Raw genomic sequence first — 15,263 nt, 5'->3', positions numbered from 1 at the left:
TTCGCCGGCAGGATACGGGCGACGGCTAGGCTTTGCCCGCAGCCGGCACCGCTGCGGCCGCATGCAGCATCGCCAGCCGACAGGTGACGATGCCGGCGAGGATCAGCAGCGCGCCGAGGGCCTGACGCAGCCCGAAGCCTTCATCGAGCAGCCACCACGCGAACACGGCCGCCGCCACCGGCTGCACGAGCAGCGTGACCGACGCGAACGAGGCGGTGACATGGGCCTGCGCCCAGGCGATGAGCCCCTGCCCGCCGATGTGCACGACCAGCCCGGCCGCCAGCAGCAGCGCAACGTCGCGCAAGGTCGTCGGCAGCAGCTTTTCGCCCGCGATCAGAGTCATCGGCAGTAGGGTCAGCATGCCGGCGAGGCTGGCGTAGAACATCACGTCGAGCGCGCGGTAGGTCCGCCGCGCGCGGCTGACCAGCAGTTGGTAGACGGCATAGAACACCGCGGTGCCGATCGCCATCAGGTCGCCGATGGCGGTCTCGTGGCTGATCCGGAACGAGTCCGCCACCAGCCAGCCGGCACCCGACAGCGCCAGCAGCAGGCCGATCCAGAAGCGCGGCGGGTGACGATCGCCGAAGCCGAAATGCAGGGTCAGGGCGATGAACACCGGCGACAGGTTGCTCATCAAGGTGGCGTTGGCGACCGAGGTCAGGTGGATCGAGCGATGCCACAGCGCCAGATCGAGCGCGAACGCCACACCTGCCAGCAGCATGAAGCCGAGGGCCCGCGGCGTCGGTGCCGGCGCGTCGGCCGCCTGCCAGGCGCGGCGCGCGAGCCCCAGCACCGGCACCGCGATCGCCAGCCGCCAGAAGCCGACCGCCGTCGGGCCGACATCGACCAGCCGCACGATGATCGCCGCGAAGCCGATCAGCGTGGCGCCGAGGACAAGGCCGGGAATGCCGGCGCGGGCGGTCATCGCCATGAACGGCAGCGGAGCAGCGACATGGCGGACATGGGCAGGTTGCGGGGACAATCAGGGAGCGAGGCCGGCATTGTCCCGCGGCCACGGCCGGTGCGTGTGCTCCAGCGCACGGAAAATTTCAATGTTTGTCCCGGCTTATGCACAGATCGCGTCGAACCATCGAAGCACGCCCGGTCAAGCGCCGACCTTTGCGAAGTGCAGTATTTCCCGTACAAGCGATTGAATGAATTGATGTTTATTCCGCCGGTTCCGGCCACGCAAACGATTTCCACGGCGGCCCCTGTTGCCACCGGGCGCAGCGCTTGGTGATGTACACAAGTTTATCCACAGGACTTTCGATCGTCGTTTCGTGAAGCAGATCACGGTTTCCGTTCCAGTCCCCTTGCGGGGGCGCTTCGACTACGAGGTGCCCGACGCGCTGGCGAACGCCCTGCCGCCGGGTGTGCGCGTGCGCGTGCCGTTCGGCCGGCGCGAGCTGGTCGGCCTCGTGATCGAACCGTGGCGCGACGCGCCGGCGCCCGATTTCGCGATCCGCCCGATCGCCGCCGTAATCGACGACACGCCGCTGGTGCCGTCCGAGCTGCTGGCGCTGTGCCAGTGGGCCGCGGACTACTACCAGCACCCGCTCGGCGAGGTGCTGGCGACGGCGCTGCCCGGGCCGTTCCGGCGCGGCGAGTTCGTGATCCCGAAACCGCCGGACGGTCTGGCGCTGACCGCGGCCGGCCATGCCGCACTGGCGACCCTGCCGGCGCGCAGCGGCGCGCTGCGCAGCCTGCTGCACGCGCTGGTCGACGGGCCGCGTCAGGCCGCGGCTGCACGCGCCGCGCTGCCGAAAGCCGGCGCCGCCGCCTTGCGCAAGGCGCTCGATGCCGGCTGGGTCGCGCGTGTCGACTGCGACGATGTCAGCCCGCTCGAGACCCCGCTGGCGCTGACCGACGAACAGCGCGGCGTGCTCGACACGCTGCTGGCCGCCCGCGACGGCTTCAGCGCCACCGTGCTCGAAGGCGTGACCGGCAGCGGCAAGACCGAGGTCTATCTGCAGCTCGCCGAAGCCGTGCTGCGCGATGGCGGACAGGTGCTGGTGCTGGCACCGGAGATCGGCCTGACGCCGCAGCTCGCGGCGCGCTTCACGGCCCGCTTCGGCGATGGCGTTGCCAGCTTCCACTCGGGCCTGAGCGAAGCCGAGCGCGCGCGCCACTGGCTTGCCGCCCGCGACGGTCGTGCGCGGATCGTCGTCGGCACCCGCTCGGCGGTGTTCGTGCCGATGGCGCGGCTGAAGCTCGTGATTGTCGACGAAGAGCACGATGTTTCGTACAAGCAACAGGACGGCCTGCGCTACGGCGCCCGCGATGTCGCCGTGCTGCGCGCGCGCCGGCTCGGCGTGCCGGTGCTGCTCGGCAGCGCGACACCGTCGCTCGAAACGCTGCACAACGCCGACGGCGGGCGCTATCGCCGCGTGCAATTGCTGCGTCGCGTCCATCAGCACGCGCCGCCGCGCATCCATCTGCTCGACGTGCGCCACGCGCCGCTGCACGACGGCCTGAGCGAGACGATGGTCGACGCCGTCGCACGGCAGCTGGCGAGCGGCCATCAGGCGCTGCTGTTCCTGAACCGCCGGGGCTACGCGCCGGTGCTGCTGTGCCACGACTGCGGCCACGTGCTGCCGTGCCCGAACTGCGATGCGCGGCTGGTGATGCATCGCGCGAAGCAGCGGCTGGCCTGCCACCACTGCGGCCACGTCGAAGCGCTGCCGCCGGCCTGCCCGGACTGCGGCGGCAAGCTGGTGCCGGTCGGTCAGGGCACCGAGCGCATCGAGGACGCGCTGCGCCTGCGCTTTCCCGAGTACCGGATCGAACGCTTCGATTCCGACCGCCTGCGCAGCGCCACCGCGCTGAACGCGCTGCTGGCCGACGTGCAGCGCGGCGCCGTGCACCTGCTGGTCGGCACCCAGGTGCTGGCCAAGGGCCACGACTTCGCCGGGCTCGCGTTCGCCGGGCTGATCGATGTCGATCAGGCGCTGTTCGGCAGCGATTTCCGCGCGCTGGAACGGATGGGCCAGATGGTCACGCAGGTCGCCGGCCGCGTCGGTCGCGCCGGCCAGCCGGGCGAAGTGCTGCTGCAGACGCATCAGCCGGAGCACCCGCTGCTGCGGCTGCTGGTCGAACAGGGCTACGCCGCATTCGCCGCGCGCCTGATGGACGAGCGCCGGCAGTTCGACCTGCCGCCGTTCTCGAGCCTGGCGCTGCTGCGCGTCGAAGCGAAGACCGAAGGCGAGGCGATGGCCTTCCTGCGCAGCGTGCGTCGCGACTGCCCGGCCGCGCGCGAGGTCGACATCCTCGGCCCCGCGCCGGCCACGATGGCGCGCCGCGCCGGCTTCCAGCGCGCGCAGCTGCTGCTGAAAAGCCCGTCCCGCGCCGCGCTGCACCGCATGCTCGCGTCATGGATGCCGACGCTCGAAGCGCTTGGCCAGAAGACCCGGCTGCGCTGGTCGCTCGATGTCGATCCGGCCGATCTGTTCTAGCGGCGATGGCGCTATCCGGCGACCGCCGGACCGCGTCGCGCACCGTGCACCCATCGATACAGCAGCGGCAGCACGAACAGCGTCAGCACGGTCGAGCTGATGATGCCGCCGATGACGACGGTGGCGAGCGGGCGCTGCACCTCGGCACCGAGGCCGGTGTTCAGCGCCATCGGCAGGAAGCCGAGCGAGGCGACGAGCGCCGTCATCAGCACCGGCCGCAGGCGCAGGGCAGCGCCTTCGAGCAGTGCCTCGTCCAGCGGCCGGCCTTCGCGGCGCAGCGCGTGGATGAAGGTCAGCATCACCAGACCGTTCAGGATCGCCACACCGGACAGCGCGATGAAGCCGACCCCGGCGGTCACCGAAAACGGCAGGTCGCGCGCGAGCAGCGCGAGCACGCCGCCGGTCAGCGCCAGCGGCACGCCGCTGAAGATCAGCAGCGCGTCGCGCACCGAGCCGAACGCGACGATCAGCAGGGTGAAGATCGCGGCCAGCGTGATTGGCGCGATCACCTGCAGCCGCGCGTTGGCCGACACCAGTTGCCGATAGGTGCCGCCGTAGTCGAGCCAGACTCCGGGCGGCAGGCTGATGGTGCGGCGCAGGCGCTGCTGCACGTCCTGCACGAAACCGCCGAGATCGCGTCCCGCGACATTGGCGGTGACCACGACGCGGCGCTTGCCGTTCTCGCGCGAGATCTGGTTCGGGCCCTGCCCGAGCGTCAGGCTCGCGACTTCGGACAGCGGCACGTACGCGCCGGCGGCCGGGCCTTCACCCGCCGCCGCCGGCAGCGGCACCGGCAGCCGCTCGAGCGCCTTCAGATCGCTGCGCAGGCCATCCGGCAGGCGCAGCACGATGTCGTAGCGGCGATCGCCGTCGGCAATCTGGCCGGCATCGCGTCCGGCCAGCGCATCGCCGACCGCCGACTGCACGTCGGCCACGCTGAGGCCGTAACGGGCGATGACGGCGCGCTTCGGTTCGATCGTCAGCAGCGGCAGGCCATCGGTCTGTTCCGGCTTCACGTCGATGGTGCCATCGACCTTCGCCAGTTGCGTGGCGACCTGGGCGGCGACCCGCTGCAGCGTGTCCAGATCATCGCCGTAGACCTTGACCGCCAGCGCCGAGCGCACGCCGGACAGCAGTTCGTTGATCCGCAGCGCGACCGGCTGCGAGAACTCGGTGACGGTGCCGGGCAAGGCGGCAGCGGCGGCCTGCAGCTCGCGCACGACGGCGGCCTTGGGCTTGGCCGGATCGGGCCATTCGCGGCGCGGCTTCAGGATGACGTAGGTCTCGCCCTCGCCCGGCGCGGTCGGGTCGATCGCGATCTCGGTGGTGCCCATGCCGGCGAACACGCGCTGCACCTCGGGCACGGCGGCCAGCGCGCGATCCAGCTCGCGCTCCAGCGCGATGCCCTGCGTCAGGCTGGTGCCCGGAATGCGGCGGACCTCGATCAGCACGTCGCCTTCGTCGAGCGACGGAATGAACTCGGAGCCGAGCCGGGTGGCAAGCCAGCCACTGACGACGACCAGCGCCAGCGCGCCGCCCAGCACCGGCAGCGGACGCCGCAGCGCGGCCGCGAGCAGGCGCCGGTAGCCCGCCCGCAGGCGATGCATCGGCCCGCGCGCATGCTCGGGCTGGGCGTGACGCAGACCGGCGGCGACGGCGGCCGGCACGAAGCTCAGGCTCAACACCAGCGCCGCCGCCAGCGCCAGCATCACGGTGATCGCCATCGGCCGGAACAGCTTTCCCTCCGCGCCTTCGAACGCGAAGATCGGCAGATAGACGAGGGTGATGATGACGACGCCGAACAGGCTCGGGCGGATCACTTCGCGGGCGGCGTCGTACATCAGGCTGCGCCGGTCGGCGTCGGACAATGGACCCGTCGCCGCGGCTTGGGCTTGGGCCTGCGCCAGCCGGCGCGCGCAGTTCTCGACGATGATCACCGCGCCATCGACGATCAGCCCGAAGTCCAGCGCGCCGAGCGACATCAGGTTGGCGCTGACCTGCAGCTGCACCATGCCGCTGACCGTCATCAGCATCGCCAGCGGAATGACCGCGGCGGTGATCAGCGCGGCGCGCAGATTGCCGAGCATCAGGAACAGCACGACGATCACCAGCAGTGCGCCTTCCAGCAGGTTCTCGCGCACGGTGTCGATGGTGTGCTCGACCAGCGCGCTGCGGTCGTACAGCGGCGTGACCGCGACACCGGGCGGCAGGCTGCGGCGAATCTGGTCAAGCCGATCCGCAGCCGCATGCGCGACCCGCAGGCTGTTCTCGCCGAGCCGCATGATCACCGTGCCGAACACCGCTTCCTCGCCATCGATCAGCGCCGCACCGGTGCGCAGCGGCGGGCCGAGATCGGAGCCGAAGCCGACGTCGGCGACATCGGCGATGCGCACCGGCACGCCATCGCGCCGGGTGACGACGACCTGCGCCAGATCGGCAAGCCCGGTCAGCCGCCCCGGCGCGCGAATCAGCACCTGCTCGCCGTTCCGCTCGACATAGCCGGCGCCGATGCTCGCGTTGTTGCGGCCGATGGCGGCGGCCAGATCGTCGAAGCTCAGGCCATACGCCAGCAGCCGTGCCGGTGACGGCGCGACGAGGTATTCCTGTTCGTAGCCGCCGGTCGTGTTGATTTCGGAAACGCCCGGCACCTGCAGCAAAGCGGGGCGCAGCACCCAGTCCTGCAGGCCGCGGAGGGCTGCGACATCCCACGGACGGCCGTTCGGCTGGCGCGCACCGGGCGCGGCGGTGATCGAATACAGGAACACCTCGCCCAAGCCAGTCGCGACCGGCCCGAGCCGCGGCACGAGGCCGGCGGGCAGTTCGCCGCGCAGGCTCTGCAGGCGTTCGTTGATCAGGCTGCGGGCGAAGTAGATGTCGGTGCCGTCCTTGAACACGGCGGTGACCTGGCTCAGCGCGTAGCGCGACTGCGAGCGCGTGGTTTCCAGTCCCGGCAGCCCCGCGAGCGCGGTCTCGACCGGATAGGTCACCGTGGCTTCGACTTCGTGCGGCGTGGCACCCGGTGCGGCCGTGGTGATCTGGACTTGGGTGTTGGTCAGATCCGGCACGGCATCGATGTTCAGATGGCGCAGGTTCCACGCGCCGAACGCCGCGAGTGCGGCGACCAGTGCCAGCACCAGCCCGCGGCGCTCGACCGCCAGCCGCAGCAGCGCGTCGATCACGGCGTCTTGTCGCCGCTGGCAGGCGCGGGGACTTCGCCATCGGCAGCGGCGGGGCCACCGGACTCGTCGTCTTCCTCCAGCCCCTTCTTGCCGAGCTCGGCCTTGACGATGAAGCTGTTCCTCGCGACATACGCCTCGCCCGCCGCAAGCCCGGCCAACACTTCGATGGCCTCGCCATCGCTGCGGCCGAGGCGCACCGGACGCGCTGCATAGCCGCCTTCGACCGGCACGAACACGACCGATTCGCCATCCAGCGTCTGCACGGCCGTGGCCGCCACCGCCACCGGCACCGCCGTTTCCGACAGCGCCACCGCGCCGTTGACGAACAGGCCCGGCGTCCAGCGGCGATCGTCGTTGGCCAGCGGCACGCGCGCGGTCAGCGTCTGCGTGGCGGCCTGCCCGAGCGCGCCGACGAGCGCGATGCGGCCATCACCGCTGATCCGGCCATCGACGCTGGTCACGCGCACCGCCTGCCCGGCGCGCACGCGCGCGGCATCGGCCGGAAACAGGCTCAGCTCGACCCAGACCGACGACAGGTCGGTGATCGAGAACAGCACTTCGCTGCCGGCCTGCTCGCCGGGGTCCGCTTCGCGCGCCGTGATGACGCCGGTCATCGGCGCCGTCACGGCATAGGTCTGCAGGCTTTCGTCGCTTTCGATCGTCGCCAGCGTCTCGCCCTTGCCGACCGGATCGCCGATCGCCTTCGAGACCGATTTCAGCGTGCCGGGAAAGCGCGCGATGACTTCGCGCACGCGCTCGGCGTTCGGCTTCACGGCGCCATACAGCGGCAGCTGCTCGCGGATCGACGCCGGCCCGGCCTGCGCCACCTCGATGCCAACGGTCTTCGCCGCCGCCGCGCTGATCCGGGCGATGACCGGGCCGCGGGTCGCGGCGGCATCGTCATCGCTCGCCGTCGCTGCCGGGGCGGTGCGCTGGCAACCGGCGGCAGCAAGGACGGCCGCCATCGCGGCAAGCCGCAGGCAGTGGCGCAGGACAGCGGTCATCGCGCGTCTCCGGAAGGGCTGATCGTGGCGTCAGGCGCGCGGGCGAGCGCTTCGCCGGTCAGGCGCTCGATCTCGGCCAGGCGCAGGTGGTAGTCGGCGGCGGCATCGATGTGCTGCCGCTCGACCTCAAGCAATTCGCGCTGGGCATCGACCCATTCGAGATAGCTGTAACGGCCGCGTTCGTAGGCGTACTCGGTCAGCTTCAGCGCCTCGCTGGCGCGCGGCAGCACATCGCGTTCCAGCCCCTCGACTTCGGCGCGGGCCTGCAGCAGTTGCTGGTACAGCGCGAACAAATCGGTGCGCACGCGCAGCCCCGCGGCGGCCTGATCGGCGGCGACCTGATCGCGCCTTGCCTCCGCTTCCAGCACGTTGCCGGCCTGCCGATCACGGCCACCGAGCGGCACGCTGGCCGAGAACACCAGTCCCTGATCGCGACCGTCCTGCAGGCGACGGACGCCGGCGGTGATCGTGACATCGGCCGTGCGCTGGCTGACCGCGAGGCGCAGTTCGGCATCGCGCAGGCGGGCTTCGCTGATGAACGCGGCCAGATCGGGGTTGCCGGCAAGCCGCGTCGTCAGCTCGGCGAACTCGTCGACCGGCGGCAGCGTGAACAGCGCCGCCTGCACGGTGTCGAAAGTCGGCGCGGCATCGCCCCACAGGGCCGCGAGCCGCTGGCGATCGCTCGCCAGCTGCCGCACGAGTGCTGCCTCGTCCAGCCGCGCGCGGGCCAGCAGGATGCCGGCGCGGCTGGCTTCGGCCAGCGGCGAACGCGCAGCGTCCACCCGCTTCTGCACGGCGTTGCGGGTGGCCGCCGCCAGCTGCGTCGCGCGCTGCGCCAGCCGCAGGCGTTCCTGATCGGCCGCGGTCTCGATGTAGCGGCGCGCGACCTCGGCCAGCAGATCGAGCTGGCGCACGCCGCGTTCGGCCTGCAGGCGGTCGCGCTCGGCGGTGGCGGCGTCGATCCGGCGGGCGCGCTTGCCACCGAGTTCGATCGTGCGGCTCAGCGACAGCGTCAGTTCCGCGTTGCCGAGCCCGTTCACGGCACCGGTACCGAGCAGGTCCTCGGTGGTGACGGTCAGTTCCAGCGCCGGACCGACCCCGGCCTGCCGCACCCGGCCGTCCTGCGCCCTCAGCGCGTACGCGAAGCCTTGAAGCTCGGGATTGCTGCGCAGTGCCGACGCGATCGCCGCGCGCAAGCTCAGCGGCTCGCCGTCCGCGCAGGCCGGTCCGGCGCCGCCGAGGTGCAGCAGAACGGCGCAGGCGACGGCCGTCAGCGGCTGCAGTCTTGCCATCTCGATCGGATCTCCGGCGGCGCGCGTTCGATGGTGGTGGGCCGTGGCGAAGACGGCGTGTGCGCGATTGTAGGGCAGGCCTGCGGCAGCACCGGTGTGGTGCCGCCGTCGCCCGCGCCATCGCCATTACCCCCGACATCGGGCGGACATCAAGTGTCAGCCGGCTGAACGAGCCGGGAAACAGGCGGCGCCGAAACTGGGTTCATCGAAGCAAGCCGCTTCGACCCGCACCCAGCCCGACCCTTGCCGCCACATCCCGATTCAGGAGCCTCGTCATGAACACCGTTCTCAAGCCGATTGCCGCCGTCCTCGCCCTGTCCGCCGCCGCCAGCTACGGCCCGCCGGCCTTTGCCGCCAAGACGCCGGTCACGTCGGTCCCGCGCGAAGTCCACTTCAGCGGCACCGACCGCAACTGGTTCAACCCGGCGAACTGGAGCACCGGCCGCGTGCCGGGCCCGAACGACTGCGTCGTGCTCGATGGCAACGATGACGTGGTGATCGATCCCGCCCTGAGCGGCGGCGCCCCGGCGCGCGCCCACGATGTCCGCGTGATCATCATTGCAGCGCTGGAAGCCCGGCCCGGCGCGGTGCTCGAAACCAGCGACACCAGCACGCTGGCCTCGACCGCCCGCATCGTGCTGCGCGGCAGTGCCTGGATCGGTGGCGATATCGAGGTTCTGCCGGGCCGCGCCGGCGACCGGCGCAACTATCACGGCGGCGTCTGGCTGAACCCGACGCCGAAGTCCAAACGCATCGTGGTGCTGCAGAGCAGCTTCACCAGCGTCTTCGGCCTCGGCGGACGGACCCCGTCCAGCGTGGCCCGCGACGCCGCCGGCCGGCTGCAGGTGACCAACGGCTACGGCACCTATTCGACCGCCACCGCGGAAACGACGACGGTCGCCGGCAATCTCTGGCTGAACCTGCACTACGGCTTCCGCCCGGCCGCAGGCGACCGCTTCACGATCGTCAACTCGACGCGCAGCAGCAGCGGCCAGTTCAACGGCCTGCCGGAAGGCGCGCTGGCGGCGTGCTCGGCCGACGGCGTCGGCCTGTCGATCAGCTACCGCGGCGGCGATGGCAACGACGTCGAGCTGATCGCCGACCGCGCCTCGCCAGAAGCCTGCCGCGCCCCGACCGTGCAGCCGCTGTTCGAGATCAGCGACAAGCTCGCGATCGACGATCCGGGCATCGCCCAGACGCGCGAGCACATCCTGCTGGCGCGGCAGGTCGGCGTGCCGTCGTACTGACAGCCGGCGCCGCGAAAGCCCGGTCGGGCGCGATGCCCGGCCGGCTTTTGCGCTGAAACCGACGCGACAGGCCGCTCAGGCGGCCTTTGGCGTCTTGCGTCTGGCCTTGCTCTTCAGCAGCAGCACCGGCTCCGCCGGTGACGGCGCCACCGGAGCCGGCGTGCCGGTGATCTCCTCGAGCAGCCGCTGCTGGATGCCGACGGTCTCCGGGCTGGTGTCGGCATGGCGGTAGCTGCCGTCGGCCTGCATCAGCCAGCTCTGCGCGGTGTCGGCGACATAGGCATCGAGCTGTTCCATCACCCGTTCGCGCAAGGCCTTGTCGCGCAGCGGGAACGCCACTTCGACCCGGCGGAACAGGTTGCGCTCCATCCAGTCGGCACTCGACAGCCAGACCTCGTCGTCACCGCCGTTGTGGAACCAGAACGCCCGCGGATGTTCGAGGAAGCGGCCGATGGTCGAGCGCACGCGAATGTTCTCGCTGAGGCCCGGAACACCGGGCCGCAGGCTGCACATGCCGCGCACGATCAGGTCGATCTGCACGCCGGCGTTCGAGGCCGCGTACAGCGCCTGGATCGTTTCCGGCTCGACCAGAGAATTCATCTTGGCGACGATCCGGCCGCGTCGGCCCTTGGCGGCGTTGGCGGCCTCGTTGGCGATCTTGTCGCGAATGCCGGCCGCCAGCGTGAATGGCGACTGCAGCAACTGCGTCAGCTTCGGCACGCGGCCGAGGCTGGTCAGCTGCAGGAAGACGTTGTGCACGTCCTTGCAGATCGCCGGATCGGCGGTCATCAGGCCGTAGTCGGTGTACATCCGCGCGGTCTTCGGATGGTAGTTGCCGGTGCCGAGATGGGCGTAGTGCTTGAGCCCGCCCTCCTCGCGCCGGACGATCAGCATCATCTTGGCGTGGGTCTTGTAGCCGACCACGCCGTAGACCACATGCGCGCCGACATCCTGCAGCGCTTCGGCCAGGCTGATGTTGTCGGCCTCGTCGAAGCGCGCGCGCAGCTCGACCACCACCGTCACTTCCTTGCCGGCGCGGGCGGCCTGCACCAGCGCCTCGGCAACCGGGCTCTTGGCGCCCGTGCGGTACAGCGTCTGCTTGATCGCCAGCACGTTCGGGTCCTTCGCCGCCTGGCGCAGCAGTTCCAGCACCGGCGCGAACGAGTCGTACGGATGCTGCAGCAGATGGTCGCGCTCGCGCATCGCGGCGAACAGGTCGCCCGACAGCGCCTTCGGAATGCGCGGGGTGAACGGCAGATCCTTCAGGTCCGGCCGGTCGACCAGATCCGGAATCGCCATCAGCCGCATCAGGTTCACCGGCCCGTTGCAGCGGAAGATGTCGGCCGCGCCGAGGCTCAGTTCTTCGGCGAGATACTGGGTCAGGTGGTCCGGGCAGTTGTGCGCGACTTCCAGCCGCACCGTGTCGCCCCACTGGCGCTGTTCGAGTTCGTCTTCCAGCGCTTCGAGCAGGTCCTCGGCTTCCGCCTCGTCGACCAGCAGGTCGGAATTGCGGGTCACGCGGAACTGGTAGCAGCCGTTCGCTTCCATGCCGAGGAACAGCTGGTCGACATAGGCGTGGATGACGCTCGACAGGAACACGAAATCGTTCGGGCCGGCCACCGACTTCGGCAGGCGGATCAGTCGCGGCAGCGCCCGCGGTGCCTGCACGATGGCGTAGCCGATGTTGCGGCCGAAGGCATCGCGGCCGGACAGGCTGACGATGAAGTTCAGCGACTTGTTCATGATCCGCGGGAACGGATGCGCCGGATCGAGCCCGATCGGCGACAGCACCGGCAACAGCTCGTTCTCGAAGTACTGGCGCAGCCAGGCGTCCTGCTCCGGCGTCCAGTGCGTGCGGCGCACGAAGCGGATGTTCTCGGCGTCGAGCGCCGGAATCATCACTTCGTTCAGCATGCGGTACTGATCGGCCACCAGCCGATGGGCAACGTCGAGCACTTGGGCCAGCAGTTCGGTCGGCGTGGTGCCATCGGGGCCGACCGACGTCACGCCGATCTTGGTCATCTGCTTCAGACCGGCCACGCGAATCTCGAAGAATTCATCGAGATTCGAGCACGAGATGCACAGGAACTTCAGTCGTTCCAGCAGCGGCACGCGGGTATCGGCGGCCTGCTCCAGCACTCGCTTGTTGAATTCGAGCAGCGACAGCTCGCGGTTGATGAACAGCGTCGATGCGGCGGGAGCAGACATGGAACTCGCAGGGTGATCAATGTGCGGCGTCAGTTAAATCGTCGGCAATGACGATCGCGTGACGGACCCCGGACAGATTACCCGCAAGCCCCGGCTGCCGGACGAGCCCCGCGACACGCGGCGGCCGCCGACAATCGACCCCGGCGCCGCGCGCGGGCGCGGCACCGGGGCCTTGCGGAACGAGCCGCGTGGACGATCAGGCCGCGCTGGCGAGGGTCGGCTTGGACGCCGGCACCGCGTGGCGAGCGACGATCTCGTCGATCCGCGACAGGAACTCGCGGTTGTCGTGATCCCACGGGTGGAAGCCCGGCTTGAAGTAGTCGAGCCACGGCAGCGCGATCTTGCGCAGACCGCCGACCGGCCCGAACAGGAACCAGGCGTAGCCGGCCCATTCGCGCACGCCCTTCTTCGCGGCCTTGTCGGCCATCGCGATGCGGACATGGAACGCGGCGATCAGGCCGAGGAACAGCGCGGTGACGCCGATCAGGGTCGACGTGCGCAGCGCGTACGACGACAGCGTCTTGCCCATGACCTTGGTGTAGACGTCGTAGGCCACACCCTTGTGCTCGGTTTCCTCGAGCGCGTGCCAGTTCCACATCGCGACCATTTCCGGATCCGAGCCTTCGGTCAGCTCCGGATGACGCAGCAGATGGTCGCCGTAGATCGCAGTGAAATGCTCGAGCGCGATGGTGATCGACAGCTGCATCGCCTTCGGCAGCTTCTTCAGTTGCGCGAGGATGGTGTTGACCACCTCGCCCAGTTCGGCCGCCGGGAGACCCTGCGCGGCCAGCAGTTCGTTGTATTCCTCGTGCTCGCGGCCGTGCATCGCTTCCTGGCCGATGAACGCGGTGACCGCCTTCTTCAGCTCCGGATCGGTGATCTGGTCGCGGTACAGGCGCAGGCTGTGGATGAAGAAGCGCTCGCCTTCCGGGAAGAAGATCGACAGCGCATTCATGTAGTGCCCGATCAGCGGGCCCCGGGCGTGCCAGTTCTTGAGGTCGGTCTTCGAGTGATCGAACTTGAGATCGCGGCGGGTCGGCATCATGGCGAAGGTTCCTGTAGAAGTCTGATGGCACTATGCCATCGCTCAATGTCACAGTTCAAGAGTAAACGTGCCAGTCGCCTTGCTGTCAGGTCGCGCCGCTCGAAAGGTATGATTCGGCCACATGAAAAGCATCCTGGGCCGACTGTCGCCGTTTTCGCCGCCTGAGCGGGCGCGCACGGCCGCGCCGACCTCGCCGGCGGCCGAATACACGATCGATGAACTCGCCCGGCAGGCGCAGACCACGGTGCGGAACGTCCGCGCGTATCAGGATCGCGGCATCATTCCGCCGCCCGAGCGGCGCGGCCGCACCGGCATCTACAACGGCGAGCATCTGTCGCGCCTGCGCATCGTCGGCACGCTGCTGGCGCGCGGCTATACGCTGTCGAGCATCGGCGAGCTGATCGAAGCGCTCGATCAGGGCCAGAACCTGGCGCAGGTGATCGGCATCGAATCGGCCGTGGCCAGCCCGTGGACCGACGAGCAGCCGACCTGGTTCACCCTGCCCGATCTGGTCAAGCTGTTTGCCGGCAACTTCGATCCGAAGGTGCTGGCGATGGTGGTCGATCTCGAGATCCTGCAGCAGGAAGGCGCCAGATTCCGGGCGCCGAGCCCGAAGATGGTCCACGCCGCCGCCGAGCTGGTGAAGATCGGCATCCCGCTGGCCGACATGCTCGGCGTGGTCGGGCAACTGCGCGCGAATGTCGAGTTCGCCGCCGAAGCGATGGTCCAGCTGATCGACAAGTACCTGCTCGACAAGTACGGCGACGGCCTGCCGCCGCCGGAGGAATCGGCCCAGATCGGCGATCTGATCTGGCGCCTGCGGCCGCTGGTGGAGATGGCGGTGCACGCCGAAGTGGCGCGGGCGATGCAGCGCGCGGCGACCCAGCATCTGGGCGATCGCCTGAGCCATGTGCTCGAACAGTTCGAGCGCGCCCGCGCGGCCCAGAACGGCACGGACGACGACGACGCCTGAGCGCCGGCGTGGTCGCCCCGAGGCTCAGCCTTCGGCGGCGACCTTCAGCGCGATGTCGGGGAAATCGCTGAACACGCCATCGACGCCGAGCCGGCGCAGCGCGCGCAGCTCGTTCGGATCGTTGACCGTGTAGACGTAGACCTGAATGCCGTGCTGATGCGCATCCTCGATCAGCCGCGGATCGACGAACTCCGACGACAGGCTCAGCACCGACGCCCCGAGCTCGACGGCGCAGGCAGCCCAATCCAGCGGCACGCCGCAGATCAGCGCGCCGATCGGGATTTCCGGCGCCAGCTGCTTGAACTCCCACAGTTCCGGCAGGTGGAACGACGACACCAGAAACTTCTCCGGCGGCCAGCCGGCATTCAGATAGTTGCGGATGACACCGGCCACCGCTTCACCGGTGCCGCCGGCGGTCTTCAGCTCGATGTTGACGCCCACCTGCTGCTCGACCAGATCGAGCACTTCTTCCAAGGTCGGAATCTCCTGCCCCTGCCCGGCATCGAGCGCCCGCAGCATCCCGAGCGGCTGCTCGGCGAGCAGGCCGTGGCCATCGGTCGTCCGATCGAGGGTCAGGTCATGGAACACCAGCAGCGCGCCGGATTCGTGGAGCTGCACGTCGAACTCGATCCACGGCGCGCCCATGCGGATCGCCGTGTCCATCGCCAGCAGGGTGTTTTCCGGCGCGTGGCCGCGCGCACCGCGGTGGCCGATGACGGTGAATGACGCCGGACGCCCTGAGCCTTCGGCGCGATCCTTGGTTCGAGGTTGATGGTTCATCGTTCCGTTTGCCCCGTGCCGACGTGAACTGCAGCTCGCCCATTGTCCGCGATGTCATCTGAGTGCGGGGCGCGGCCCTCGAT

The 15,263-nt window shown here is 69.7% G+C and carries 10 protein-coding genes; 3 read left to right on the top strand and 7 right to left on the bottom strand.

Annotated elements, in window-relative coordinates:
• Nucleotides 1-25: 25 nt before the first annotated feature.
• Nucleotides 26-982, bottom strand: coding sequence for a DMT family transporter (locus tag QZ951_RS18000; protein WP_293003099.1), 957 nt, complete (start codon nt 980-982; stop codon nt 26-28).
• 298 nt (nt 983-1,280) lie between these two features.
• Between QZ951_RS18000 and QZ951_RS17995 the strand changes: the two genes are divergently transcribed.
• A complete protein-coding gene (locus QZ951_RS17995) occupies nt 1,281-3,452 on the top strand; it encodes a primosomal protein N' (RefSeq protein ID WP_293003097.1) in 2,172 nt (723 codons plus the stop codon).
• An 11-nt stretch (nt 3,453-3,463) separates the two neighbouring features.
• On the opposite strand, the gene QZ951_RS17990 is transcribed toward QZ951_RS17995, so the two are convergent.
• From QZ951_RS17990 to QZ951_RS17980, 3 genes are read right to left on the bottom strand one after another with little or no spacing between them, the layout of a single operon-like run.
• Nucleotides 3,464-6,631: a CusA/CzcA family heavy metal efflux RND transporter gene (locus QZ951_RS17990; protein WP_293003095.1), complete on the bottom strand. Its 3,168-nt coding sequence runs from the start codon at nt 6,629-6,631 to the stop codon at nt 3,464-3,466.
• Nucleotides 6,628-7,635 carry an efflux RND transporter periplasmic adaptor subunit gene (locus QZ951_RS17985; protein WP_293003093.1) on the bottom strand — a complete coding sequence of 336 codons (1,008 nt, stop codon included), beginning with the start codon at nt 7,633-7,635 and terminating at the stop codon, nt 6,628-6,630. The genes QZ951_RS17990 and QZ951_RS17985 overlap by 4 nt, the downstream gene beginning before the upstream one ends.
• Nucleotides 7,632-8,927, bottom strand: coding sequence for a TolC family protein (locus QZ951_RS17980; protein ID WP_293003091.1), 1,296 nt, complete (start codon nt 8,925-8,927; stop codon nt 7,632-7,634). Before QZ951_RS17980 ends, QZ951_RS17985 begins: the two co-directional genes overlap by 4 nt.
• Nucleotides 8,928-9,202: 275 nt before the next feature.
• On the opposite strand from QZ951_RS17980, the gene QZ951_RS17975 reads away from it, so the two are divergent.
• On the top strand, nt 9,203-10,174 hold the full coding sequence (locus QZ951_RS17975; protein ID WP_293003089.1) for a hypothetical protein: 972 nt from the start codon (nt 9,203-9,205) through the stop codon (nt 10,172-10,174).
• Between the two features lie 75 nt (nt 10,175-10,249).
• Here the strand turns inward: QZ951_RS17975 and ppk1 are convergent, their stop codons facing one another.
• On the bottom strand, nt 10,250-12,382 hold the full coding sequence (ppk1, locus tag QZ951_RS17970; protein WP_293003087.1) for a polyphosphate kinase 1: 2,133 nt from the start codon (nt 12,380-12,382) through the stop codon (nt 10,250-10,252).
• Nucleotides 12,383-12,578: 196 nt separating this feature from the next.
• Nucleotides 12,579-13,427, bottom strand: a complete 849-nt coding sequence (locus QZ951_RS17965) for a metal-dependent hydrolase (protein WP_293003085.1) — start codon at nt 13,425-13,427, stop codon at nt 12,579-12,581.
• A 121-nt stretch (nt 13,428-13,548) separates the two neighbouring features.
• Here QZ951_RS17965 and QZ951_RS17960 point away from each other — a divergent pair, with 121 nt between their 5' ends.
• On the top strand, nt 13,549-14,400 hold the full coding sequence (locus QZ951_RS17960) for a MerR family transcriptional regulator (protein WP_293003083.1): 852 nt from the start codon (nt 13,549-13,551) through the stop codon (nt 14,398-14,400).
• A gap of 24 nt (nt 14,401-14,424) precedes the next feature.
• On the opposite strand, the gene QZ951_RS17955 is transcribed toward QZ951_RS17960, so the two are convergent.
• Nucleotides 14,425-15,180: a glycerophosphodiester phosphodiesterase family protein gene (locus tag QZ951_RS17955; RefSeq protein ID WP_293003082.1), complete on the bottom strand. Its 756-nt coding sequence runs from the start codon at nt 15,178-15,180 to the stop codon at nt 14,425-14,427.
• Nucleotides 15,181-15,263 lie beyond the last annotated feature (83 nt).

Origin of the sequence: Nevskia sp., assembly GCF_021732705.1 — a bacterium.
Classification (GTDB): domain Bacteria; phylum Pseudomonadota; class Gammaproteobacteria; order Nevskiales; family Nevskiaceae; genus Nevskia.
Note: the sequence above shows the minus strand (reverse complement) of the source record. Positions and strands in the feature narration are given on the sequence as shown.

Coding starts and splice junctions, on each gene's coding strand:
- QZ951_RS17985 (WP_293003093.1), bottom strand. CDS start 7,635: ATGACCGCTGTCCTGCGCCACTGCCTGCGGCTTGCCGCGATGGCGGCC.
- QZ951_RS17980 (WP_293003091.1), bottom strand. CDS start 8,927: ATGGCAAGACTGCAGCCGCTGACGGCCGTCGCCTGCGCCGTTCTGCTG.
- QZ951_RS17975 (WP_293003089.1), top strand. CDS start 9,203: ATGAACACCGTTCTCAAGCCGATTGCCGCCGTCCTCGCCCTGTCCGCC.
- ppk1 (WP_293003087.1), bottom strand. CDS start 12,382: ATGTCTGCTCCCGCCGCATCGACGCTGTTCATCAACCGCGAGCTGTCG.
- QZ951_RS17965 (WP_293003085.1), bottom strand. CDS start 13,427: ATGATGCCGACCCGCCGCGATCTCAAGTTCGATCACTCGAAGACCGAC.
- QZ951_RS17960 (WP_293003083.1), top strand. CDS start 13,549: ATGAAAAGCATCCTGGGCCGACTGTCGCCGTTTTCGCCGCCTGAGCGG.
- QZ951_RS17955 (WP_293003082.1), bottom strand. CDS start 15,180: ATGAACCATCAACCTCGAACCAAGGATCGCGCCGAAGGCTCAGGGCGT.